The sequence below is a fragment of the Aurantiacibacter gangjinensis genome (genome assembly GCF_001886695.1).
Lineage (GTDB): Bacteria > Pseudomonadota > Alphaproteobacteria > Sphingomonadales > Sphingomonadaceae > Alteraurantiacibacter > Alteraurantiacibacter gangjinensis.
Genome location: NZ_CP018097.1, coordinates 1571734 through 1593373, shown reverse-complemented (window position 1 = coordinate 1593373; position 21640 = coordinate 1571734). Strand labels below are relative to the sequence as shown.

Here is a 21640-nt window from a genome sequence, read left to right as displayed (position 1 = left end):
CACAAACGCGAAAACACCCGAGGGGACGCAAATCTATGTGGCTGCTGGACAAATTCCTTTCCAAGGCAATCAAGCGCGGGCGGATGGTCATCATCGACCATGACGGCAAAGAATACGAATACGGACCGGGCGTCGAAGAAGGCGTCCACGGCATGGATAAGGGGCCGATCCGGGTCCGCCTCACCGACCGAAAGGCCGCCAACCACATCGCCCGCTACCCGCAATGCGGCGCGGGCGAAGCCTTCATGTGGGGCTGGCTGGTCGTGGAAGAGCCGCATGATATCCGCGACATGATCCTGTTCGTGACCGAGAACGCGAAAACGCTGGGTGACGCACCGCTCAAACCCAAGGGTGCGATCCGTACCGCAGTGCAGAAGTCCATCGCCAGGATCGATAGCGTGAACCTGAAGGGCAAGGCGCGCAAGAATGCAGAGCACACCTACAACCTCACGCGCCGCCTGTATGAGCTGTTCCTCGACGAGGATCGGCAATACACAATGGCCTATTACCGCGACACGGATAACAGCCTGGAGAAAGCGCAGCTCGATAAAAAAGCGCACATCGCTGCCAAGCTAAACATCACACCCGAAACCGGGCCGAACATGCGCATCCTCGATATCGGCTGCGGCTGGGGCGGGCTCGCCATGTATCTGCACCGCACCTATGGCTGCGAAGTGCTGGGCGTGGCGCTGGCACCAGACCAGATCGCCTTCTGCAAGGAGCGCGCGGCAGAGGCGGGCGTTTCCGACAAGGTGAAGTTCGCGCTGATGGATTACCGCGACGTGCAGGGCAAGTTCGACCGCATCACCAGCGTCGGCCTGCTGGAACATGTCGGCACGCCGCATTACCCCCATTTCTTCGAGCATACGCACCGGCTGCTCAAAGCGGACGGCGTGATGTTCAGCCATTGCTGCGGGCGCGCCGGACCTCCCGGGTTCACCGATGCGTGGACGCGCAAATACATCTTCCCCGGCGGCTATATCCCCGCCCTCTCAGAACTGGTGACGCAGAGCGAAAAGTTTGGCTGGCAGGTGATGGATGTAGAGGCGATGCGCTTCCATTACAGCCACACGCTGGAGGAATGGTACAATCGCACCGTGATGCACAAGTACGAGATCGTCGAGATGTATGACGAGGTGTTCTACCGCATGTGGCTGTTCTACCTCGCCGGCGCGGAGCAGAGCTTCCGCAATGGTAACATGGTCAACTGGCAGCTGGTCTATGTAAAAGACCGCGCCGCCATCCCGATGACGCGCGAATTCATGCACCATGAAAGCGAACGCCTGCGCGGCCTCGAAGAACCGCCGCAATGGCACCTCGACCCGGCGCTGAAGGAAGCGGCGAAGTAATAAATGCTAGGCTGCCTAACCCAACTTGCTACGATTGCCGCGGCGATTGCCGCTGGCCTTGGGTATTTCTCATTTTGGTGGGTTTTGATACCGGCCTTCTTTGCGGGATCATTTGGCGTCTCCAACGGCCCCCATTATTCGAGAGTCATCGAGGCAAACGCTCGCGGCGATCTAGTGACCTTCCCGCTGACCCTTGCGACCTACATAGCTTCTACGCTCGTCGTAGCTGGCATCGCATATTGGATAACGGTCGCCGTCGCTTCATAAGATGGCAACTTATGGCCCCCTCACCCGCCGCGCGGTGTTCGCGCAGGCTTGGCCGATCATGCTGGGGCAGGCGTCGATCCCGTTGGTCGGCATTGTCGACACCGCAGTCATCGGGCGGACCGGCGACGCTGTAGCGCTCGCGGGCGTGGCGCTGGGCGCGACGATCATCGGTCTGATCTTCTGGACATTCGGCTTCCTGCGCATGGGGATGACCGGCCTCACCGCGCAGGCGGCAGGCTCTGACGACAAGCGCGAGGTCGAAGCGCTGCTCCTGCGCGCGCTGGCGCTCGGCGCGGTACTCGGCATGATCCTGCTGGCGCTCAGCTGGCCTCTACGCGAAGCCACCCTCGCCATCATGTCTGCCGAAGCGCAGGTGGACACCGAAGCGGCAGGCTACATGCAGGGCCGCTTCTACGGCGCGCCTGCCGCGCTGGCAGTCTATGCCATTACCGGTTGGCTGCTCGGGCTCGGCAAGACGCGACATGCGCTCACGCTGCAGATCACCATGAACCTTGCCAATATCGCGCTCGATATCTGGTTCGTGTGGGGTCTGGGCCTTGGCGCATTCGGGGTCGGTATCGGCACGGCCAGCGCAGAGGCGATCGCCCTCGTCATAGGGCTGCTGCTGGTCGGCCACGTAGCAGGCGTCGGGCTGCCCGCCATGATCTCCCGAACACCTCGCGCTCTGTTGACCGACCGGGCAAGGCTCGCCCGGCTGTTTGCCGTCAATCGCGACATCATGATCCGCACGGTCGCCCTGCTGATCTCCTTCGTCTGGTTCGCCAATGCCGGTGCGCGGCTGGGCGCGGAGACGCTGGCCGCCAACCACGTGCTGTTGCAATTCGTGACCTTCGCCGCCTTCATCCTCGATGCTTTCGCCTTTACGGCGGAGGAGCGGGTGGGCCACGCCATGGGCCAATCCTCGCGCGAGCAATTCCTGCGATCCATCCGCCTGACGGGAGAGTTCTCGCTCGTCAGCAGCGCAGCCATGGCGCTCGCGTTCTTCCTCGCGGGCAGTACGATCATCGACCTGCTGACGACCGACCAGGCAGTGCGCGATATCGCCCGCACTTACCTTCCCTTCGTCGCGCTCGTCCCGTTGATCGGCATGCCCAGCTGGATGCTGGACGGCATCTTCATCGGCGCAACGCGCGGCAAGGCGCTGCGCAATGCCGCAGTGGCCGCAACGATGCTGTACATCGCGCTCGACCTGCTGCTGCGTCCGAGCGGCAATCTCGGCGTCTGGCTCGCCATGCTCACCAGCTATCTGCTGCGCGCGGGCGGATTGATGTTGTATGTGCCCAGCCTGCTGCGCGACGTTTCGACGCCGCCTGCCGAAAGGAGACCAGCGCCATGACCCTCGGAAAGATCATCCGCACGCCGGACGAGCGGTTTACCGATTTGCCCGACTTTCCCTTCCAGCCGCAGTACCACGAACTCGGCGACGGGCTGCGGCTGCACTACCTCGACGAGGGTGACCGGGGCGCGCCAATCGTGCTGATGATGCATGGCGAGCCGAGCTGGTGCTATCTCTACCGTCACATGATCCCGCCGGTGGTAGAGGCTGGCTACCGTGTCATCGCGCCCGACCTGATCGGGTTCGGCCGCTCTGACAAGCCGACGCGCAAGGCGGCGTTTTCCTATGCCGGCCATGTCGCATGGATGCGCGAATGGATGGAAGCGCTGGATTTGCGCGATGTGCTGCTTGCCTGTCAGGATTGGGGCTCGTTGATCGGTCTGAGGCTGGTCGCCGCGATGCCGGATCGCTTCGCCAGCGTCGTCCTCTCCAACGGCGGCTTGCCTGAGGGCGGCGAGCCGCCCAAGGCTTTCACGGCGTGGCGTCGCTTCGCCCGATGGAGCCCCTTCTTCCCCATCGGCGGCATTCTGCAAAAAGCGACCAGCCGCGCGCTGACCGATGCCGAAGTCGCCGCCTACGATGCGCCGTTCCCAAGCCGCGCCAGCAAGGCCGCCGCGCGGATGTTTCCTGCCCTTGTGCCCTTCGGCGATGATGTCGCCGTACCGGACCAGAAGGCTGCATGGTCCTCGCTCGAGGCGTTCGACAAGCCCTTCACCTGCGCCTTCTCCAACCGCGATCCGATCACCCGTGGGGGCGACAAGCAATTCAAGGCGCGCGTACCCGGTGCTGCCAAAGGCGCGCATCGCACGCTGAACGGGCATCACTTCATCCAGGAAGACGATCCGCATGGCTTCGTCGATGCAATCCTAGAAACAGCAGCTATTGCCAGCCTTAAGCCCATTTGATTGCGGCCCTGTCGACGCGCTGCTAACCGCCGCGGCGCAACGACGAAGCAGGAAGCGCCCATGTCCGATATCAAACGTGTAGTCCTCGCCTATTCGGGCGGCCTCGATACCAGCGTGATCGCCAAATGGCTGGAGAGCGAGCGCGGGCTGGAGGTTGTTACCTTCACAGCCGATCTCGGCCAGGGCGAGGAGATAGAGCCGGCGCGTGAGAAGGCGCGGGCGATGGGCATCCCAGACAAGCACATCTACATCGAAGACCTGCGCGAGGAATTCGTGCGCGATTTCGTCTTCCCGATGATGCGCGCCAATGCCCGTTACGAAGGCGATTACCTGCTGGGCACCAGCATCGCCCGCCCGCTCATCTCCAAACGCCTTGTCGAGATCGCGCATGAAACGGGGGCCGATGCGATTGCCCACGGCGCCACCGGCAAAGGCAATGACCAGGTCCGCTTCGAACTCAGCGCCTATGCGCTCGATCCCGATATCAAGGTCATCGCCCCGTGGCGCGAATGGGATCTCACCAGCCGCACGGCGCTGATCGCATGGGCGGAAGCGCACCAGATCGCCGTGCCGAAGGACAAGCGCGGGGAAGCGCCCTTCTCCACCGATGCGAACCTGCTGCACACCTCGTCCGAGGGCAAGGTGCTGGAAGACCCGTGGGAAGAGACGCCCGATTACGTTTACTCGCGCACCGTCAATCCAGAAGATGCGCCCGATACGCCCGAATATGTCGAGATCGGCTTCGAGCGCGGCGATGGCGTATCGCTGAATGGCGAGGAGATGAGCCCCGCCACGCTGCTGACCGCGCTGAACGAACTGGGCCGCAAGCACGGCATCGGCCGGCTCGACCTCGTCGAGAATCGCTTCGTCGGCATGAAGAGCCGCGGCATGTACGAGACACCGGGCGGTGAGATCTACGCTGTCGCCCATCGCGGCATCGAGCAGATCACGCTGGATCGCGGCGCGGCGCATCTGAAGGACGAGCTGATGCCGCGCTATGCCGAGCTGATTTACAATGGCTTCTGGTTCTCGCCGGAGCGGGAGATGCTGCAGGCCGCTATCGACCTCAGCCAACAGAAGGTGAGCGGCACGGTGCGCCTGAAGCTGTACAAGGGCGGCGTGCACCTGGTGGGTCGCAAGTCGCTCAATTCGCTCTATTCCGAAGCGCATGTGACCTTCGAGGACGATGCCGGTGCTTACGACCAAGCCGATGCGGCAGGCTTCATCAAGCTGAATGCCCTGCGGCTGCGGTTGTTGGCGCAACGGGACCGCGACTGAAAGGCGTCGGATTTCCGCCTGTGCAGCGCAGCATTCGCGCGATATTTCTGCTGCGATTGCGAGAAAACCGGGGATAGTTTCAGCCGAAACGCCGAGACGTTGACTTATCCACCCTTGTCCACTGGCGTTTTGGCCGAAAGTGGATAAGTCGACGCTGGCGCCCTTGCCCGAATCGGCGAATCCCCACATCTTCAATTCATCGAGAGCGAAAACGGATCGCTTCTCTGGATCGCCTGCCGAGACAGGGAAACGGAAACCGAAACGCACTCGACGCGATGACAAAGTCTCGCGGTGGAGGAACGGCATGATGGAGCCCTCGTGGCGATGGATTGCCGGTCCGGTGAAACCGAAAGGCCTGTCATCGGATGGCCGAAGCGATGGACTTCGCTGTCGAGGCAAAGCTGGCCCCGTGCCAAGTGGAGCCGCTGGAGACATCGGAAAACCGGCATCGGCTGCGGACTGGAAAGCCAGTCGAGACGCGACATCCTCGGATGGCGCGACCTGACAGGGCACCAATCCGGCACCGGCGCGAGCGCCGGGCGACATATCCGGATGACCAACCGCCTTCGGGCGCGGCCATCTGGAGACACGCCGGGCGATAAGCGTTTTCTTCGGGAAACCCACCGCCGGTGAGAGTGGGGTCGGTAGCGATACCGGCCCCATTTCTGTTTGCCGTTCCGGATCCGCGCCGTGCCAATTGCCAATGCCGCGGAACATCCGAGTTTCCCTTGCCGACGCCAGCGACGGATGCCGCCTTACCGAGGCTGTAGGACAGCCATTACCGCTTTCGGTTCATCGCGATTTTGCTTCGACTCTCGCCAGTCCGGCCTGTTCTGGCGTCTGAATTGTGGCGCGAAAGTGGCAATCTGCGCGGATTGGCGCTATTGGCAGCCGCCATGGACGGGACCATTCCCTCTCGCGCCGGCATTCGCTGGCTGACGCCGGTGCTGGCGCTTGCGCTGTTGGGCACGACGGCATCCGGCCGCGCGCAGGATGCTGCGCAACTCTCTCCGGAAGCCGCAACTGCCGAAGCAACCGCAGAGGCTGACGCCGATTTCGACGCCGCTTTCGAAATCATCGACGAGCCTGTCGAACCAGAGCTGCCCGACCACGCTGTCGACATCACCACGATCGAGCCAGCTGAGCCCGAAGCGTCGCAACTCGGCCGCGGGATGGCCAGCTACTACGGGCGGCGCTTCCATGGCCGCCCCACGGCCAATGGCGAGCGGTTCGACATGCATGCCATGACCGCCGCGCATCGCACCCTACCCTTCGGTTCCATGGTGCGCGTGACCAACACGCGCAACGGCCAGTCCGTGGTGGTGCGCATCAACGATCGCGGGCCGTTCATCCGTGGCCGCACGATCGACCTGTCGCGCGGCGCGGCAGAGCAGATCGGCATGGTCAGCGCCGGCCATGCCAGCGTCGAGCTGGAGCTGCTGGAGAGCTAGCTCAGCCCCATTGCGCGCATTGCATCACGATGCGCTCATGCACATCGCGCGAGTAGTCGCCTCCCGGATTGGCCTCGTGCCAATCCGTCACCCGTCGTTCCAGGCAGTTGCACATGGCATCGCTATCGGCGGGTGCCTGCCCTGCCTCCAGCATCCGTTCGCGGCACAGGGCACCGACATCCTCCACGCTGCCACCCGAGCGGCCCGTAGCGACGTCATACAGGAGGTTGAGCCCCCACAACGCGCCCGCCATCAGGACGATCATCCATAGCTTCATGGCCTGTCCCCTCCTTTTTGCCCAGTGCCATAGCCCTCATCGGTTGACGAAGCGTCAATGCGGGCGTCTGCCGCTGCCTGTCCTGCGTCCCACTCAGGTTCCGCGTCGAGTTCGGGGATGACGAAGGGCTTACGCCAGTCGTCATCGTCGACCGCCAGCCACCACCGCTCCGCCCCGCTCTCGAACGCCGCCAGCCGCGCGGCTTCGGCGATGAACCAGGCCGTCGGTGTGAGCCCGCTACGCTCCTGCGCTCCGCGTGGCAGGGCCGCTTCCATCGCCTGCAAGCGCCGCTCCAGATCGGGCAGCCCGTCATCCGTATCCGCCGCCCCGGCCTCCGCCTCCCCGGCTAACCTGGAGCACCTGGAGCACTGTTCAGGCGCAAATTCCGCACCCTCGCGCAGAGCCTCCATCGCATGGTCGAAATCGCCCTCGTCCAGCACCGGCGCATCGCATGTGGCGCAGCGGCGCGCGGCGGCCTCCTTGCGGTCGAGCCGCGCAAGGTGGGCGAGCAGCAGGCGGCCGTCATAGCGCGTGCGCGTGGCGACCTCCTCGCCGTGGTAGAACACCGTCTCCTCCACGCCGTTCAAAGCCCGGTCGGCCAGCACCTGCTCGGCCTGCTGGCGCGCGAGGATGCACGCCGCCTCCCACCCGGTGCGAAACGCGGTGCACACCCGCCGCGCACGATAGGCCGTCTGCGAAGAGACCCCCACCGCGCGGCAGGCGAGCCGCACATTGCCATGATCGGCCAGCGCCGTGCAGAAGGCGGCCTGCATGTCGGCATTGAAGAGGGGCGCGGGGCCGGGCCTGCCGCGCTCATCCTCCCGCGCCTGCTCGCGCTGCGTGGCGATGCGCACGGCATCGGCGAGCGTCATCAGGTCCCCGCTCACTTGGCACCCCCTGCGATCGCGCGCGCATTGCGGATGTGGCGAGCGGTCTGGAGCGCGGTTTGGGTGTTGGACCCGGCCTCAAGTAGCGAAGCGGTAGGCCGACAAGAAGGGCCGATGCGGCCAGCGGTGACGTGGCTAAGCCAGCCATCGCCATGCTCTCGCGGGCGCGCGTCGAGATGCACGGGGAGGAGATCGGGGAGGTCGTGGTGGTGATCCGCGCTCTGCGCGGCAAGGCCGAACGGCCGCCCGAGCTTTTGCGAGGAAGCCAAGGGGCGCGGATGCGCCCCGCCCGGCGCTTGAGGGTCTAAACAAGAAGATGTCATGGTGGCACTCCGTACGCGGTCAATAGGACCGCGCAGGGAGGCATATTGGTGGGGGTGTAGGACAGGATAAGTTTGTGTCATGAAGCTGCATCCGCAGCTTGGTGGGCCTCCGGCCCGTCTGCGACTCCCTCGGTGCTATTCGCTCCGCCGGAACTGCGTTCCCGCTACGCGGCACCTGCGGGTCGCGCCTTGCGCTCCGTCGAGCGCTAGCCGCGCTCGATTGTCAGCCCTTACTGGCCGCACCAGCCCGTTCATCCTGAGCTTGTCGGACTCGTAGACGGCGCGGAGTGCCAACGGCGAAAAGCGCAGCGCCTGCCAACTCGTACTTCGACAGGCTCAGCACGAACGGATTTCCAAGAATGGCCACCCAAAAACCCACCCCTTTTCCGCCGCCACCCACTTCCATTTTGTTCGCGCTTTGTTCAATACGATTCGCATGGGGCACAAGCGACTGGACACGATCTCGGCTTACATGAGCTACGGCTCGAAACTGACGATCAAGTGCCTGTCCTGCGGCCACCGTATCGAGCTGGACCCGGCCAAGACCTACTGGTTCTTCATCAAGCGCCGCTGGTCCACGAAGATCCTGGACGCCAAACGCCGCTTCCGCTGCAGCGAATGCGACCAGAAGCGGATCGATATCTATCCCGGCGGGCTGGTGTGAGGGGGTTGGCGGCAGCGCGCCCCGCCCTCACGACGTCACCCCGGACTTGATCCGGGGTCCAGCTGCCTTCCAGCGCAGAGCCAGAATAAGCCCGGCCCCGGCTCGTAGGCCGGGGCGACGGGTGGAACTAGCGAACCGCCAAAACCGCCACCCGCGCCGCTTCTCTCCGCCGATGATCGGAAAACCGCTCGCCAAACGTCACCCCGGACTCGATCCGGGGTCGGAGCGCTCCGTGCGGACGCCGTTGACCTTCCACGGCTTGCACAATTTACACCCGGCACGAGCGTTGCGCGCACGGCCTCGCTTGTGATGCTTGGGACTCGGCCTTTCTCGCCGGCGGTCTTTGGCTGGGAGAATTGAAGAGACAAAACTTACAGGCCTCGGCATTCAATGCGAGATAGGAATGATCCACCCTACTCGAAATTTCTGTCCGCATCGCTAGGGGCGCGTTCTATGCAAACGATATGCAAAGAGAAATTGTGGATTTATTGATCTTCTTATTCGCTCTCAGTTCGATACACCGCTAGCTAATCGAATAGAAAGGTTTGCAAGATGAGTGAAGTCGAACAACAAACGCCCAAGTCGCGCCAACAGTCTATTCTGGACGATGCATCTGCCGAAATTGATGATGGTGCCTCAGGGGTGCCTGCAATACCGTATTATCTTGTTGAAAAGCAAGGAAATAAAACAACAAAGCTATTGTCAAATTCCGGCACCGACACCTCTATCCAAGCAAAAAATCGTTGGCACACCTACGAATTTAAAAACCCGCTATTTATCTGCTTCGTAGATATCGAAGGCGATGAAATCTCAGACGCTGACGAGTATCGATTTCGAGTCACTCTAGAGGATGGCTCGGAAAAAGAGCTGAAAGGGCGGCCAAAGTCCGGCAAGCTTCGAATTGATATAAACGAGTTTTGCGTGTCGATTGCGTTTAAACCACCAAGTATATTTTGGTCAGTATTTCGAAGAACGCCAGAGATTCAACGCGTATCACTCTGGGGCTTTTATAAAGAAAATCTTGGCGAGTTTCTCCACAAAATTTCTCGAATTAATTCGATAAAGTTAGAAGCAAAATCCGAAATTTCCGAGATTAAGGATGACACTGATGAGCGCATCTTAGTCTTAGCAAAAAAAGAGTCTGAATTAGAGGCGATCGATCAGGACATCGAGGATACGAGATCGAACCTTGAGAAGCTAAATGCGGCAATTGCTGAAAAGGAAAGTGTTGACAGCGAACTTCAAGCCAAACTTGATCGAACAGATGCACAGCTAGAGAAGCTTATCGAACAGGTATCCGAGCGTCGCGCCGAGCTCGATACTGTAACAAAAAGTCGAGAAAATGGAAAGCAGGAAGTTGAAGAGTCCAAAGCAGAACTAAAAAAGCTTCAGGATAATATAAATTTATTCCCAAGTGAAATTTCTGGATTTGTAGAACAAGCTAGCAATGATATTCGCACTTACAATCTTTATTATTCAGGGCTTGTTGCAATCATTTGTATATTATTTATTTGGATTCTGACTGGATCGTATGATCTTTCTGAGTGGGTTAAAGAAAATCCCGACAGATCAGTTTGGCCACTTTTACTAGCAAAACTGCCTCTGGCCATCGCAGTCTCAGCTTTGGTCACTGCGTGTTACAAGATAGCGAAGGTTTTTGTCGCTAAAATCTTGGATATCAACGATAAGAAGCTATCGCTCACTCAAATAAGTATTATTGCAAAGGATTTATCGCAATCAGCGGAGGCTGGGCTGCAACTGAGTGCCGAGAAGTCTTACGCGTTTAGGCTCAGAACAAAAATGGCCATGCTAGGTGATCACATAAATACCTTCGTTAAGAGTGAGCCAAATACATTGTTTCCAGACACCTTGTTTAGTGATGCGAGCGATCCGAATGAAACCCTAAGTCGTGAGCCCGAATCGGAAGCTGTGCGAGACGAGGTCGACAGCGAAGACGATAACATTACGTGAATTTCAAACGCTAGTCCAAGCGCGCGAATAAAGCACTACAACAACAATCTCCCACTCTTTCGGGATGGCCTGAGAGCTTAGATTAGGTCCGGAGCAGGCTTACCCCCGTGTCGCCCGCTCCAACATCGGCTTCAAATACTGCCCCGTATAACTTCCGCTCACAGCAGCCACCTCCTCCGGAGTACCCTCAGCCACCCTTTGACAAGCTCAGGGCAGGCATCATCGCCTAGCGTTCGAGCATATTCGCAAGGTATTGGCCAGTATAGGAACGTGGCTCTCTGGCGACCTCTTCGGGAGTGCCAGAGGCGATGATCTCGCCACCCCGGACACCGCCATCCGGGCCGAGGTCCAGCACGTGGTCGGCGGTCTTGATCACATCCAGATTGTGCTCGATCACCACGACCGAATTGCCCTGGTCCACCAGCCGATGCAGCACTTCCAGCAGTTTGCGCACGTCCTCGAAATGCAGGCCGGTGGTGGGCTCGTCGAGGATATAGAGCGTCTGGCCGGTGCTGCGTTTGCTCAGTTCCTTGGCGAGTTTCACGCGTTGCGCCTCGCCGCCTGACAGGGTCGTCGCCTGCTGGCCGACTTTCACGTAGCCCAGCCCCACTTCGTTCAGCATGTGCATCTTGTCGCGGATGGGGGGCACGGCCTTGAAGAAACCTTCCGCGTCCTCGATCGTCATGTCCAGCACGTCGGCGATGGAGTGGCCCTTGAACTTCACTTCCAGCGTCTCGCGATTGTAGCGTTTGCCGCCGCATTCCTCGCAGGTGACGTAGACATCGGGCAAGAAGTGCATCTCGATCTTGATCAGGCCGTCGCCCTGGCACGCCTCGCACCGGCCTCCCTTCACGTTGAACGAAAAGCGGCCCGGCTTGTAACCGCGCGCCTGGCTTTCGGGCAGGCCGGCAAACCAGTCGCGGATATTGGTGAAGGCGCCGGTATAGGTGGCGGGGTTGGATCGCGGGGTGCGGCCGATGGGGGACTGATCGATCTCGATGACCTTGTCGCAATATTCGAGCCCCGTCACCTTGTCATGCGCGCCTGCCACCACGCGGGCATTGTTGAGCGTGCGCGCGGCGGCGGCATAGAGCGTGTCGATGGTGAAGCTCGACTTGCCCGAGCCCGAGACGCCGGTGATGCAGGTGAAAGTGCCCAGCGGCAGGCTGGCGGTGACGTTGTTGAGGTTGTTCGCCCGCGCGCCATGCACGGTCAGCTTGTGCCCGTTGCCCTTGCGGCGGTTGGCGGGCACCTCGATCCGGCGGCGACCCGTGAGGTAATCGGCGGTGAGCGATTTCTTGGAGCGCAGCACCTGCTTGAGCGTGCCCTGCGCCACCACCTCGCCCCCGCGCACGCCGGCGCCCGGGCCAAGGTCCACCACATGGTCTGCCTGGCGGATGGCGTCCTCGTCATGCTCCACGACGATCACGGTGTTGCCGAGGTCGCGCAGGCGCTTCAATGTTTCCAGCAGCCGGTCATTGTCGCGCTGGTGGAGGCCGATGCTCGGCTCGTCGAGCACGTAGAGCACGCCCGACAGCCCGCTGCCGATCTGGCTGGCGAGGCGGATGCGCTGGCTCTCCCCGCCGCTGAGCGTGCCGCTGGTGCGGTCGAGATTGAGGTAGTCGAGGCCGACATTGTCGAGGAAGCCCAGCCTCTCGTTGATCTCTTTCAGGATGGCGCGGGCGATCTGCTGCTGCTGGTCGGTGAGGTGGCTGTCGAGGCCGAGGAACCAGTCCTTCGCGTCGGACACGCTCATCTTGGTCGGCGTGGCGATATCAGTGACACCCGTTGGCCCGGGGATCTTCACCGCCAGCGCCTTTTCGTTGAGGCGCTTGCCGCCGCATGTCTCGCAGGGCTGCGCGGTCTGGAATTTGCTCAGCTCCTCCTGCATCCACGCGCTTTCGGTTTGCGCCATACGGCGGTTGAGATTGCCGATCACGCCTTCGAACGGCTTGTGCACCGTGTATTGCTTGCGCCCGTCCTTGAAGGTGAGCGGCACGCGCTTGCCCTTGGTGCCGTGCAGGATGATGTCCTGATGCTCGGGAGAGAGATCGCTCCACTTGTCGTCCAGCCGGAAGCCGTATTCCTTGGCGAGGCTGCCGAGCACCTGCATGTAATAGGGCGATGGCGGGTTGGACTTCGCCCAAGGCACCACCGCGCCCTTCTTCAGCGTCAGTTCCTCGTTGGGCACGACCAGCTGCGGGTCGAACAGCTGCTTCTCGCCTATCCCGTCGCATGTCGGGCAGGCGCCCTGCGGCGCGTTGAACGAGAACAGGCGCGGCTCGACTTCCTCGATGGTGAAGCCGGAGACCGGGCAAGCGAATTTCTCGGAGAACACGATGCGGTTGGCGGGGAGGCCTGCGCCTTTCATCGCGCCGCCGCTGTCTGCTTCCTCTTCGCGCCCCGGCACGACGCCATCGGCCAGATCGACATAAGCCAGCCCCTCGGCCAGCTTGAGCGCGGTTTCGAAACTGTCGGCAAGGCGCGTTTCCAGCCCTTCCTTCACAGCGAGGCGATCCACCACCACTTCGATGTCGTGCTTGAACTTCTTGTCGAGCGCGGGCGCTTCTTCGATTGCATACATCTCGCCATCGATCCGCACGCGGGTGAAGCCGGCCTTCTGCCATTCGGCCAGCTCGCGCCGGTATTCGCCCTTGCGACCGCGCACCACGGGGGCGAGCAGGTACAGCCGCGTGCCTTCAGGCAGCGCCATCACCCGGTCGACCATGTTGGAGACGGTCTGCGCCTCGATCGGCTCACCGGTGGCGGGCGAGTACGGTACGCCCACCCTCGCCCACAAAAGGCGCATGTAATCGTAGATTTCCGTAACAGTCGCCACGGTCGAGCGTGGATTGCGGCTCGTCGTCTTTTGCTCGATGGAAATGGCAGGCGAAAGCCCGTCGATATGCTCGACATCGGGCTTCTGCATCATCTCGAGAAACTGGCGCGCATAGGCGGAAAGGCTCTCGACATAACGCCGCTGCCCCTCGGCATAGATTGTATCGAAAGCGAGGCTGGACTTGCCCGAGCCGGAAAGGCCGGTGATGACGATCAGCGCATCGCGCGGCAAGTCGATATCGACGCCTTTGAGATTGTGCTCGCGTGCGCCTTTGACGGAAATTTTGGTGAGAGCCATGGCGGTCCAAGTGGGGGCTGTTGCCCGATGAGTCCAGTGGGGCCGAATGCCGTAGCCTGCAGCTTTCGGGAAAGCGCAGCTTGTTCACCATACGTTCTCATTGGTCAAGCGCATTGCAGGATAACGATGCCCACCAGATCGTTGCCGCCTCATGACCCGCCGCCTTTTCGTCGCCCTCGGCCTGCCCGACCGCGTGAGCGAGCCGTTGCTCGACGCCATGGAAGGCGTGCCCGGGGCGCGGTGGCAGGATGCGGACAATCTGCACATCACGCTGCGCTTCATTGGAGAGGTTGACCGGCATCTGGAGGCCGATATCGTCGCCGCGCTTTCCAGCATCGCTTTTCTGCCGCTCGAGGTCAGGCTCTCCGGTGTCGGCCATTTCGAAGGCGCTAAACGCGCACGGGCGATCTGGGCGGCGGTGGAGCCCAATGGCGAACTGGACCTTTTGCAAATGCGCGTGGAGATGGCGTGTCGCCGCGCGGGATGCGCGCCGGTCACACGCAAATTCGTGCCGCATGTCACCCTGGCGCGCCTGTCGGCAGGCAGCGGGCCGCTGGAAAGCTGGCTGCATGCCAATGGGAAACTGGCCCCGCCAGCATGGACTGCGCGCTCTTTTTCGCTGTTCGAGAGCGATCTGACGCCTAACGGCCCGATCTACACCGAAATCCAGCAATTTCCGTAACTTGCGGACATTGCCGAAAAGTTCCGCGTCGACAGCAATCGTGCGAAGCGTTGGCGTGGCAGGACGAAGCGTGGACCATGCACGCCGTTGATCCGTTGAGTGGGTGAAGATGAACAAAAGTGAAGCAGCAATCGCTTCACCCATGAGGAAGTACAGGTTTTCAATGTCGGCATCGGCGCCCACTCCCATCACCCCGATCACGGGAAACGCACCCTATGACCCGAAGGAAGGCGCCAGCCATCCTCCACCGCCGCCATCCGGTAAGGATAGCAAGGCGGCGGACGAACTACGCCCGGCTATGCGTTGGATGCGCAGCCAGATGGTCAGTGAACTTATTGCGCGGATGCGCAGCAGAAGGCGGAAGAGCAGCGGACAGGGAATGCGTGGCAGAATGCGCAAGCGCAAGGCAGCCCTCGCCATGTCAGCCGCCGCTCTCACTCTCAGCACCGCAGCGGTAAGCCCGTATGATGCTGCGCAAGCAGGGCCGAAATATGCCAGCGCTCAGATGATGCTGGAAGACCAAATCGATGCGACGAAAGAGCGGGTCGATGTTGCTAACCTGAAGGTGAGTGACACGATGAAAGAGGCGCTGGCCGAAGAAGAAGGCGTGCGACTGACCGTATATCGCGATGTCGCCGGGTATCCCACTGTCGGTGTCGGTCATCTGGTCCTGCCGGAAGACGGATTGTCGGTCGGTGACCGCATTACCTACGAGCAAGCGCTGGAATTTCTCGAGCAGGACTTAGCCAAGGCCGAGGAAGGCGTGCGTAATCTCGTGAACGACCTGCCGCTATACCAGCATGAATTCGACGCTCTCGTCGATCTTGTGTACAATGTCGGCGAAGGCAATGTGTCGGAGCGCAAGAGTCCGCGCCTGAATGCCGCCATCCAGTCTGGCGATTACACTGCCATGGCCGATCAGTTGAACTACACGACAGCCGCTGGAAAGGTGGCGCGTGGCCTCGAATATCGTAGTGAACGTCGCCAGGCGATTTTCATGGAGGCAGCCTATGAAGATCCGCGCGCGGTGGAAGTGGACAGCGCGGGGCGCGCCAACCTATAATTTCCGGTCTTGCATGTCGCCAGACCCTAGAGCAAATCCGCCAATATGAGCCGTGATCCCGCATATAACGCCAAGCCCGCTATCGCTTCGATGGCGGGCGTGGCCGTGCTTGTGGCCTGTTCGCCGGAGCCGGGAATGCCAGTGGATTCAGGCGGCGAAATGACGAGCATGGAAGTGTCCGTCCCCGATGTCGCTGCCAGCGCCGTGGCGGAAGCGGAGCGCGATTGCCTGCTGGTCGTGTGGGAGCAGCAGGACGAGCCCAATCGCGATTTCGACCGTGCGCACGACATGGTAGAGGGCGGGCTCATATCCTGTGCTACCGGCACCAGCGCCAGCCAGTTCGACAGTGCGATCCGCGCGATCCGTGAGGCCGCCGATAGCGACGATCCTGCTTCCATGCTGTCGCAAATGGAAATCCCGCTGCTTTACATCGATGAGAACGGCGAGCGGCAGGAGCTGGCCGATACAGAGCTGTCGCAATCGGCATTCGCCGCCGTGCTGACGCCCGAAATGCGCGAGCAACTGCGCAATCTCGATCTGGAAGATATGACCGTCGTTCCAGAGCAAGGCGGCTTCTTCGCGCTGGGCGCAATCTGGCTGGGCACCAGCGAGCCGGGCGGGCGTCCACGCCTGCTGACGATCAATCGCCAGGCTTTGGCCGAGGCGACATCTGCCCGGCCCGAGACAACTGCGGCTGAATGAGCCGGGCGGCTTCGAGCATGTCGCATACAGCCTATTGGCAGGGGCGATGTGACATTCTACACAACAAGTTACAGAAGAAACCGCCCGTCCGCGCACTGCGCGCGGTAAGGGTCGTATGCAAAGGAAGAGATGTCGCATATGCTGAAATCCAAGCTCCTCGCCTCCACCATGATCGCCGCGCTAGCCAGCGCCTGCGCCACCGTGCCGGAGAGTGACATGGCCGCCACCGCCGGACTGCCGACTACCGTGGATTACGATCCCGATATTCCCGAAGCGACGAGCATCTTTGCCGAATTGTCGCCGCTCTACATGCATGCCCCGCAATTCGACGAGGTGGCCGATGGCGAGTGGCAGGGCATTATAGAGGAAGCGATCGCCATCAACCTGGCCGAAGTCGATGCCATTGCGAACAATCCCAACCCGCCGACTTTCGACAATACGCTTGTCGAAATGGAACGGTCGGGCCAGGTCTTCTCGCGCAGCTACGCCGCTTTCAGCCAGATCGTGGGCGCGAACATCAATCCCACCATTGCAGAGGCCGATGCCGCCCTCGCCCCGCAGATCGCGGCGATGAATGACAGCATCTACCTCAACGCCGACCTGTTTGCGCGCGTGCGCGCGATTTACGACAACCGCGCCGCCATGGCGATGACGGCGGAAGACGCGATGCTGCTGGAGAATTACTATCAGGAGTTCGTGCATCGCGGCGCACTGCTGGGTGACGAGGCGCAGGCCGAACTGCGCACGATCAACGGGCGTTTGTCGACGCTCTCCTCGCAAATTTCGCAGCTGATCACGCAGGGCCAGAACCAGGCCGCCATCGTGGTCGATACGCGCGAAGAACTGGCCGGTCTTTCCGATGGCCAGATTGCCGCAGCCGCCAACCTGGCGACCGAGCGCGGGCATGACGGCAAGTATATGCTCACCGTCAGCAATACGACCGGCGTACCGATCATCGGCCAGTTGCAAGATCGCGGCACGCGAGAGCGTATCTACCGCGCCAGCGTGGATCGCAACCAGACAGGCGAAACCTCCACCCTGCCGATGATCCGCGAGACCATCGCCTTGCGCAATCGCCGGGCCCAGCTGTTCGGCGAGCCGACGCACGCCAACTGGCAGATGTACGATCGCATGGTGTCCGACCCGGCCCGCGCCATCGGTTTCATGACTGACATGGTCCCCGCCCTGCGCGCCACGCAGGAGCGCGAAGCCGCCGTGCTGCAGGAACGGATTGCCGCCGATGGCGAGAGCTTCACGCTCGCGCCGTGGGACTGGGAATATTACGCCGGCCTCGTGCGGCAGGAGCGCTACGCCCTCGATAACGAAGAGATCAAACAATACTTCGTAGTCGATCGCGTGCTGGAAGACGGCATTTTCTACATGGCGGGCGAGCTTTACGGCCTGACCTTCGAACAGCGCGACGATATCCCGACCTATCACCCCGACGTGTCGGTCTACACCGTGTTCCAGGATGGCGAGCCGATTGCGCTGTTCTATTTCGATCCCATGCAGCGCGACAGCAAGCGCGGCGGTGCGTGGATGAGCAATTTCGTGGAGCAGAGCCACCTCCTGGGCCTGCGCCCGGTTGTCACCAACACGCAGAACATCGCCCCGCCCGCTCCGGGCGAACCGGCGCTGGCGACATGGGACGACGTGACGACCATGTTCCATGAATTCGGCCACGCGCTGCACGGCATTTTTGCCGACCAGCAGTACCCGTCTATTTCCGGCACGAACACGGCGCGCGACTGGGTAGAATTCCCCAGCCAGTTCCACGAGAATTTCGCCGCCGTGCCTGAGGTGCTGCAGCGTTATGCCCGCCACCATGAAACCGGCGAAGTCATCCCCGACGAGCTGGTGCAGGCGATCAACCGCTCCAGCCGCTTCAACCAGGGCCACAGCTTCGGCGAGATCATCGCCGCATCGCTGCTGGACATGGAATGGGCTTCGCTCGATCCGTCGGCCGCCACCCCGTCGGACGTGATGGCGTTCGAGGCCGAAGCATTGCAGCGGATCGGCCTGCGCAGCGATCTTGTGCCGCCGCGCTATCGCACTCCGTATTTCCGCCACATCTTCGAGCATGGCTATGATGCAGGCTATTACGCCTACACATGGACGGAAATGCTGCACCACGATGCCTACAGCTATGTGGTCGAGAATGGCGGCATGAACCGCGAAATGGGTGACCACATCGTCGAGACCTTCCTCGGCGCGGGCCACTCCAAGAGCTACGAGCAGATGTTCCGCGACTTCACGGGCCGCGACCCGCGCGTGGAGCCGCTGCTGGAAGCACGCGGCCTGATCCCCGACGATGACGGCGTGACAGGCGTCGACGGAGCCGAAGGCGCACTGTGACCGTCGCGAACTACAACTTAAAAGGGGCCGTCGGAGCGATCCGGCGGCCCTTTTGCTGTCAGGCGGCGGCCAGTTTCCCGCGCATTTGCAGAGACCGGTCGTTCAACCGGTGAAGGTCTGCCTTGCCCGCCAGCACCGCTTCGCCCAGTGTGAGGGCAGACTGCAAAAGGCTGTCGGGCGCATTGCGATAGGCAGGCGCCTCGATCACTTCGCGCCACGGCTGCCCGCAGGCATTGTCGAGCAATATCCGCTGGAAGCAGTGATCGAAACGCACCGGCCAGTCGCGCGATGTCGCAAGGGACGGCAAGGCATCGCGCGTTAGGGCAAACCACCGATTTTCAAGGATTTCTCTTTTGCTCACCTATGGGTGACGAGCGCGCGCGCTTTCGGTTCCCCGACCCAGTGGGCATCCACGCCCCAGACTTGTGCGATGACAGCCTCGCACAGCGCATCTTCAGGTGTTCGGTCAGCCGCAAGTTCACCGCCATGCAGTACTACCACGCGATCCGCATGGTTCATCGCGATGGCCAGATCGTGCACCACCAGTACCACGCCTACACCGCTATCCGCCTGAGACCGCAAGACCTTTAGCAGGCTGTGCTGGTGCGCAAGGTCCAGCGCGGCCAGCGGCTCGTCCGCCAGCAGCCATTGCGGTTGCCCTGCGAGGACACGGGCGAGCAATGCGCGCGCTTTCTCCCCGCCGGACAAGGTCGACACCGGGCGGTCGCCGAGATCGTCGAGATCGCAAGCAGCCAGTGCCGCAGCAATGGCGTCCGCGCCGCGGTCGCCATGCGGCAGGCGTCCCAGCGCCACGAGATTGGCAACGCTGACGTCCCACGCCACTTCGCCCGATTGCGGCAAATAGCCGATAGCCTGCGCACGGCGGCGCGGCGCGATGTCCGCGAGGGGCTCGTCACGAAGATGGACCTCGCCTTTGTCGGCCCCAGTCAGGCCGGCGAGCGCGGAAAGCAAGGTGGATTTGCCCGCGCCGTTCGGCCCGCAAATGGCGGTGATCTGGCCGGGATGCAGCGTCAGCGAGACATCGCGAAGGCGGCCTTGGATTATGAGGTTTGTGGCCGAGAGGGTCATGCCAGTCCCCTCCGCATCCGCAGCAGAAGCGCCAGGAAAAACGGCGCGCCGATCAGGCTGAGCGCAATACCGAGGCGCAGCTCGGTTACCAGCGGCAGGATCCGGCAAACGACGTCGGCCACCAGCACCAGCAGCGCTCCCGCCAATGCGCTCGGCACGATAAGGCTAGAAGGGCGCTTGTCGGTCAGCGGGCGCACCAGATGCGGTACGATCAGTCCGACGAAGCCGATAATGCCGGCAACTGCCACACCGCTGCCAACGGTCAGGCCGGTGCCGATTACCAGCAGCGCCATGACGCGGCCCGGCTGCACGCCCATCGATCGCGCGGCTTCCTCTCCCAATGTCAGCGCGTCGAGCGAGCGACCGGCGCCAAACAGCACGGCTATGCCTGTGAGGGACAATGGCGCGGCCAGCGCCACGTCTGCCCAGCTGCGATCGGTCAGAGCGCCCATCAGCCAGGTGACGATGCTACTCATGGCAAAGGCGTTGGGCGAGAGGCTGATAGCAAGGCTGGTGAGCGCGCCTGCGAGGCTGGCGATCATCATGCCCGCCAGCGTAAACAGCGCGATGCCGTGCGAGGGGTTGGCGGTGCGGCCGGCTATCAGCGCCAGCAGCGCCATTGCCCCGCCCGCGCCGACCAGCGCGAATAGTGGTAACAGCACCGCCGTCGCCGCGCCGATATACAGGGCAATCACCGCGCCCAGAGCCGCGCCGGGGGCGATGCCGAACAGGCCCGGGTCGGCCAAGGGATTGCGCAGATAGCCCTGCATCGCCGCACCCGCAGCGCCCAGCCCTCCGCCGACGATGAGCGCCAATATGGCGCGCGGCAGGCGCAATTCGGCCAGGATCGGGATGGCATTGGGCGTCGTCGCAGGGTCGATCCACACGCGCCCTGCGAGCAGGCTTAGCGGGACTGCGATGGCAAGGAGCGCGGCGAAGATGAGGGTTGCTCTGGTCATGGCACCACCCCCATGCCCCCTCCTCTGAAGAGGAGGGGGTTCTGGCCAGAAGCGACAGTCTCCCCCTCCTCTTCAGAGGAGGGGGTCGGGGGGTGGTGTATCAAAGCCCGTATCTCCCCCAAACGCGCCAATGCGCGCGGGATGGTCGGGCCGCCGCAATAGAGCAGCGTCGAATCCAGCTCGAAACGTTCTAGCCCGTCGAGCTGCGACAGCACCGGATGATCCAGCATCCTCCCGCTGCCCGCAGCAATCACCACATCGGGCGGATCGGCCAGCACGCGCTCCAGCGGCAGATGCGCGCCCTGCCCCAGCCCGCGCGCGGCGGAGAGGCTTACAAATCCGCTGCGCTCCATCATCGCATGAGCGAGCGAGGTCGCGCCGGGCACGATGTCACCTTCCTGTATCAGCAGCGCGGTGACGGGTTCGCCTTCGTATGAAGCGGAAGCCCATGCGCTCGCAATATCGGACGACAGGCGCGCAGCCTCCTGCGCATTGCCGGTCGCTTCCCCGAGTGCCGCGATCTGTCCGAGGCTCGCTTCGAGGTCTTGCGCAATGCCGATGCTGTGGATGGCGATACCCGCCTCCTCCAGCGCGGCGCGGGTCGCGGGCGCGAGGAACGTGTCCGCCACCACCATGTCGGGCGACAGCGCGAGCACTTCTTCCGCCGTGCCGCCGGTGGCCGCAAACCTGCGGGCCTCTTCCAACGGCATGGACGCGCTGCGCTCGGCATGGCTGTAATGCGAGATGGCGAGCAGCTGCCCCGGCGCGGCAATCTCGGCAAGGATGGCATCCGCGCACGGATTGAGACTGACGATGGTGGGCTGTTTAGGGAGCTCTCGGTTGGGCACGTCAACGGAACACCCGACCATCGTCATTCCCGCGAAGGCGGGAATCCAGCTTTGCGACAACCGCCGCGCCAGACTGA

At 62.2% G+C, this 21640-nt stretch carries 19 protein-coding genes; 11 read left to right on the top strand and 8 right to left on the bottom strand.

Annotated features, from left to right (window positions below):
• Positions 1-35 precede the first annotated feature (35 nt).
• The 5 genes from BMF35_RS07790 to BMF35_RS07765 all read left to right on the top strand — a co-directional run bounded on the left by BMF35_RS07790 (position 36) and on the right by BMF35_RS07765 (position 6607).
• Positions 36-1349, top strand: coding sequence for an SAM-dependent methyltransferase (locus tag BMF35_RS07790; RefSeq protein WP_047005461.1), 1314 nt, complete (start codon positions 36-38; stop codon positions 1347-1349).
• Between the two features lie 268 nt (positions 1350-1617).
• Positions 1618-2973 carry an MATE family efflux transporter gene (locus tag BMF35_RS07780; protein ID WP_047005459.1) on the top strand — a complete coding sequence of 452 codons (1356 nt, stop codon included), beginning with the start codon at positions 1618-1620 and terminating at the stop codon, positions 2971-2973.
• Entirely contained in the window at positions 2970-3878 is a 909-nt protein-coding gene (locus BMF35_RS07775) for a haloalkane dehalogenase (protein WP_047005458.1), read from the top strand. Before BMF35_RS07780 ends, BMF35_RS07775 begins: the two co-directional genes overlap by 4 nt.
• Positions 3879-3938: 60 nt before the next feature.
• Positions 3939-5156 carry an argininosuccinate synthase gene (locus tag BMF35_RS07770; protein WP_047005457.1) on the top strand — a complete coding sequence of 406 codons (1218 nt, stop codon included), beginning with the start codon at positions 3939-3941 and terminating at the stop codon, positions 5154-5156.
• Positions 5157-6001: 845 nt separating this feature from the next.
• Positions 6002-6607, top strand: a complete 606-nt coding sequence (locus tag BMF35_RS07765; RefSeq protein WP_236781498.1) for a septal ring lytic transglycosylase RlpA family protein — start codon at positions 6002-6004, stop codon at positions 6605-6607.
• A 1-nt stretch (position 6608) separates the two neighbouring features.
• Here BMF35_RS07765 and BMF35_RS07760 read toward each other — a convergent pair whose 3' ends face one another.
• From BMF35_RS07760 to BMF35_RS13610, 3 genes are read right to left on the bottom strand one after another with little or no spacing between them, the layout of a single operon-like run.
• Positions 6609-6884: a hypothetical protein gene (locus BMF35_RS07760; RefSeq protein WP_047005455.1), complete on the bottom strand. Its 276-nt coding sequence runs from the start codon at positions 6882-6884 to the stop codon at positions 6609-6611.
• On the bottom strand, positions 6881-7771 hold the full coding sequence (locus BMF35_RS07755; protein ID WP_052765861.1) for a hypothetical protein: 891 nt from the start codon (positions 7769-7771) through the stop codon (positions 6881-6883). The genes BMF35_RS07760 and BMF35_RS07755 overlap by 4 nt, the downstream gene beginning before the upstream one ends.
• Complete coding sequence (locus tag BMF35_RS13610) at positions 7768-8040, bottom strand: hypothetical protein (protein ID WP_156172017.1); 273 nt, start codon at positions 8038-8040, stop codon at positions 7768-7770. Before BMF35_RS13610 ends, BMF35_RS07755 begins: the two co-directional genes overlap by 4 nt.
• Before the next feature lie 490 nt (positions 8041-8530).
• On the opposite strand from BMF35_RS13610, the gene BMF35_RS07750 reads away from it, so the two are divergent.
• Positions 8531-8758: a hypothetical protein gene (locus BMF35_RS07750; protein WP_156172016.1), complete on the top strand. Its 228-nt coding sequence runs from the start codon at positions 8531-8533 to the stop codon at positions 8756-8758.
• Between the two features lie 552 nt (positions 8759-9310).
• Positions 9311-10729: a coiled-coil domain-containing protein gene (locus BMF35_RS07740; RefSeq protein WP_047005453.1), complete on the top strand. Its 1419-nt coding sequence runs from the start codon at positions 9311-9313 to the stop codon at positions 10727-10729.
• Between the two features lie 226 nt (positions 10730-10955).
• Here the strand turns inward: BMF35_RS07740 and uvrA are convergent, their stop codons facing one another.
• Entirely contained in the window at positions 10956-13865 is a 2910-nt protein-coding gene (gene uvrA, locus BMF35_RS07735) for an excinuclease ABC subunit UvrA (RefSeq protein WP_047005452.1), read from the bottom strand.
• Between the two features lie 151 nt (positions 13866-14016).
• Between uvrA and thpR the strand changes: the two genes are divergently transcribed.
• The 4 genes from thpR to BMF35_RS07715 all read left to right on the top strand — a co-directional run bounded on the left by thpR (position 14017) and on the right by BMF35_RS07715 (position 18667).
• Positions 14017-14547, top strand: a complete 531-nt coding sequence (gene thpR, locus BMF35_RS07730) for an RNA 2',3'-cyclic phosphodiesterase (protein ID WP_047005451.1) — start codon at positions 14017-14019, stop codon at positions 14545-14547.
• A gap of 391 nt (positions 14548-14938) precedes the next feature.
• Entirely contained in the window at positions 14939-15610 is a 672-nt protein-coding gene (locus BMF35_RS07725; RefSeq protein WP_236781497.1) for a lysozyme, read from the top strand.
• Between the two features lie 45 nt (positions 15611-15655).
• Entirely contained in the window at positions 15656-16312 is a 657-nt protein-coding gene (locus tag BMF35_RS07720; protein WP_047005450.1) for a hypothetical protein, read from the top strand.
• Between the two features lie 138 nt (positions 16313-16450).
• The gene (locus BMF35_RS07715; RefSeq protein WP_236781496.1) at positions 16451-18667 is read left to right on the top strand and encodes a M3 family metallopeptidase; all 2217 of its coding nucleotides are present in this window, start codon (positions 16451-16453) and stop codon (positions 18665-18667) included.
• A 58-nt stretch (positions 18668-18725) separates the two neighbouring features.
• On the opposite strand, the gene BMF35_RS07710 is transcribed toward BMF35_RS07715, so the two are convergent.
• Genes BMF35_RS07710 through BMF35_RS07695 form a run of 4 tightly spaced genes read right to left on the bottom strand, consistent with a single transcriptional unit; the run spans position 18726 to position 21563 of the window.
• The gene (locus BMF35_RS07710; RefSeq protein WP_236781495.1) at positions 18726-18974 is read right to left on the bottom strand and encodes a GCN5-related N-acetyltransferase; all 249 of its coding nucleotides are present in this window, start codon (positions 18972-18974) and stop codon (positions 18726-18728) included.
• A 50-nt stretch (positions 18975-19024) separates the two neighbouring features.
• Positions 19025-19756 (bottom strand): ABC transporter ATP-binding protein, encoded by a 732-nt coding sequence (locus tag BMF35_RS07705; RefSeq protein WP_047005448.1) that lies wholly within the window; start codon positions 19754-19756, stop codon positions 19025-19027.
• Positions 19753-20715 (bottom strand): FecCD family ABC transporter permease, encoded by a 963-nt coding sequence (locus BMF35_RS07700; protein ID WP_047005447.1) that lies wholly within the window; start codon positions 20713-20715, stop codon positions 19753-19755. The genes BMF35_RS07705 and BMF35_RS07700 overlap by 4 nt, the downstream gene beginning before the upstream one ends.
• Complete coding sequence (locus BMF35_RS07695; protein WP_236781494.1) at positions 20712-21563, bottom strand: ABC transporter substrate-binding protein; 852 nt, start codon at positions 21561-21563, stop codon at positions 20712-20714. The genes BMF35_RS07700 and BMF35_RS07695 overlap by 4 nt, the downstream gene beginning before the upstream one ends.
• Positions 21564-21640 lie beyond the last annotated feature (77 nt).

What these genes read in the sequence shown, in the direction of transcription:
- BMF35_RS07750 (WP_156172016.1), top strand. Translation starts at nt 8,531, where the DNA reads ATGGGGCACAAGCGACTGGACACGATCTCGGCTTACATGAGCTACGGC.
- BMF35_RS07700 (WP_047005447.1), bottom strand. Translation starts at nt 20,715, where the DNA reads ATGACCAGAGCAACCCTCATCTTCGCCGCGCTCCTTGCCATCGCAGTC.
- BMF35_RS07770 (WP_047005457.1), top strand. Translation starts at nt 3,939, where the DNA reads ATGTCCGATATCAAACGTGTAGTCCTCGCCTATTCGGGCGGCCTCGAT.
- BMF35_RS07725 (WP_236781497.1), top strand. Translation starts at nt 14,939, where the DNA reads ATGCGCAAGCGCAAGGCAGCCCTCGCCATGTCAGCCGCCGCTCTCACT.
- BMF35_RS07780 (WP_047005459.1), top strand. Translation starts at nt 1,618, where the DNA reads ATGGCAACTTATGGCCCCCTCACCCGCCGCGCGGTGTTCGCGCAGGCT.
- BMF35_RS07705 (WP_047005448.1), bottom strand. Translation starts at nt 19,756, where the DNA reads ATGACCCTCTCGGCCACAAACCTCATAATCCAAGGCCGCCTTCGCGAT.
- thpR (WP_047005451.1), top strand. Translation starts at nt 14,017, where the DNA reads ATGACCCGCCGCCTTTTCGTCGCCCTCGGCCTGCCCGACCGCGTGAGC.
- BMF35_RS07790 (WP_047005461.1), top strand. Translation starts at nt 36, where the DNA reads ATGTGGCTGCTGGACAAATTCCTTTCCAAGGCAATCAAGCGCGGGCGG.
- BMF35_RS07775 (WP_047005458.1), top strand. Translation starts at nt 2,970, where the DNA reads ATGACCCTCGGAAAGATCATCCGCACGCCGGACGAGCGGTTTACCGAT.
- BMF35_RS07760 (WP_047005455.1), bottom strand. Translation starts at nt 6,884, where the DNA reads ATGAAGCTATGGATGATCGTCCTGATGGCGGGCGCGTTGTGGGGGCTC.
- BMF35_RS07740 (WP_047005453.1), top strand. Translation starts at nt 9,311, where the DNA reads ATGAGTGAAGTCGAACAACAAACGCCCAAGTCGCGCCAACAGTCTATT.
- BMF35_RS07715 (WP_236781496.1), top strand. Translation starts at nt 16,451, where the DNA reads ATGCTGAAATCCAAGCTCCTCGCCTCCACCATGATCGCCGCGCTAGCC.
- BMF35_RS07720 (WP_047005450.1), top strand. Translation starts at nt 15,656, where the DNA reads ATGAGCCGTGATCCCGCATATAACGCCAAGCCCGCTATCGCTTCGATG.
- uvrA (WP_047005452.1), bottom strand. Translation starts at nt 13,865, where the DNA reads ATGGCTCTCACCAAAATTTCCGTCAAAGGCGCACGCGAGCACAATCTC.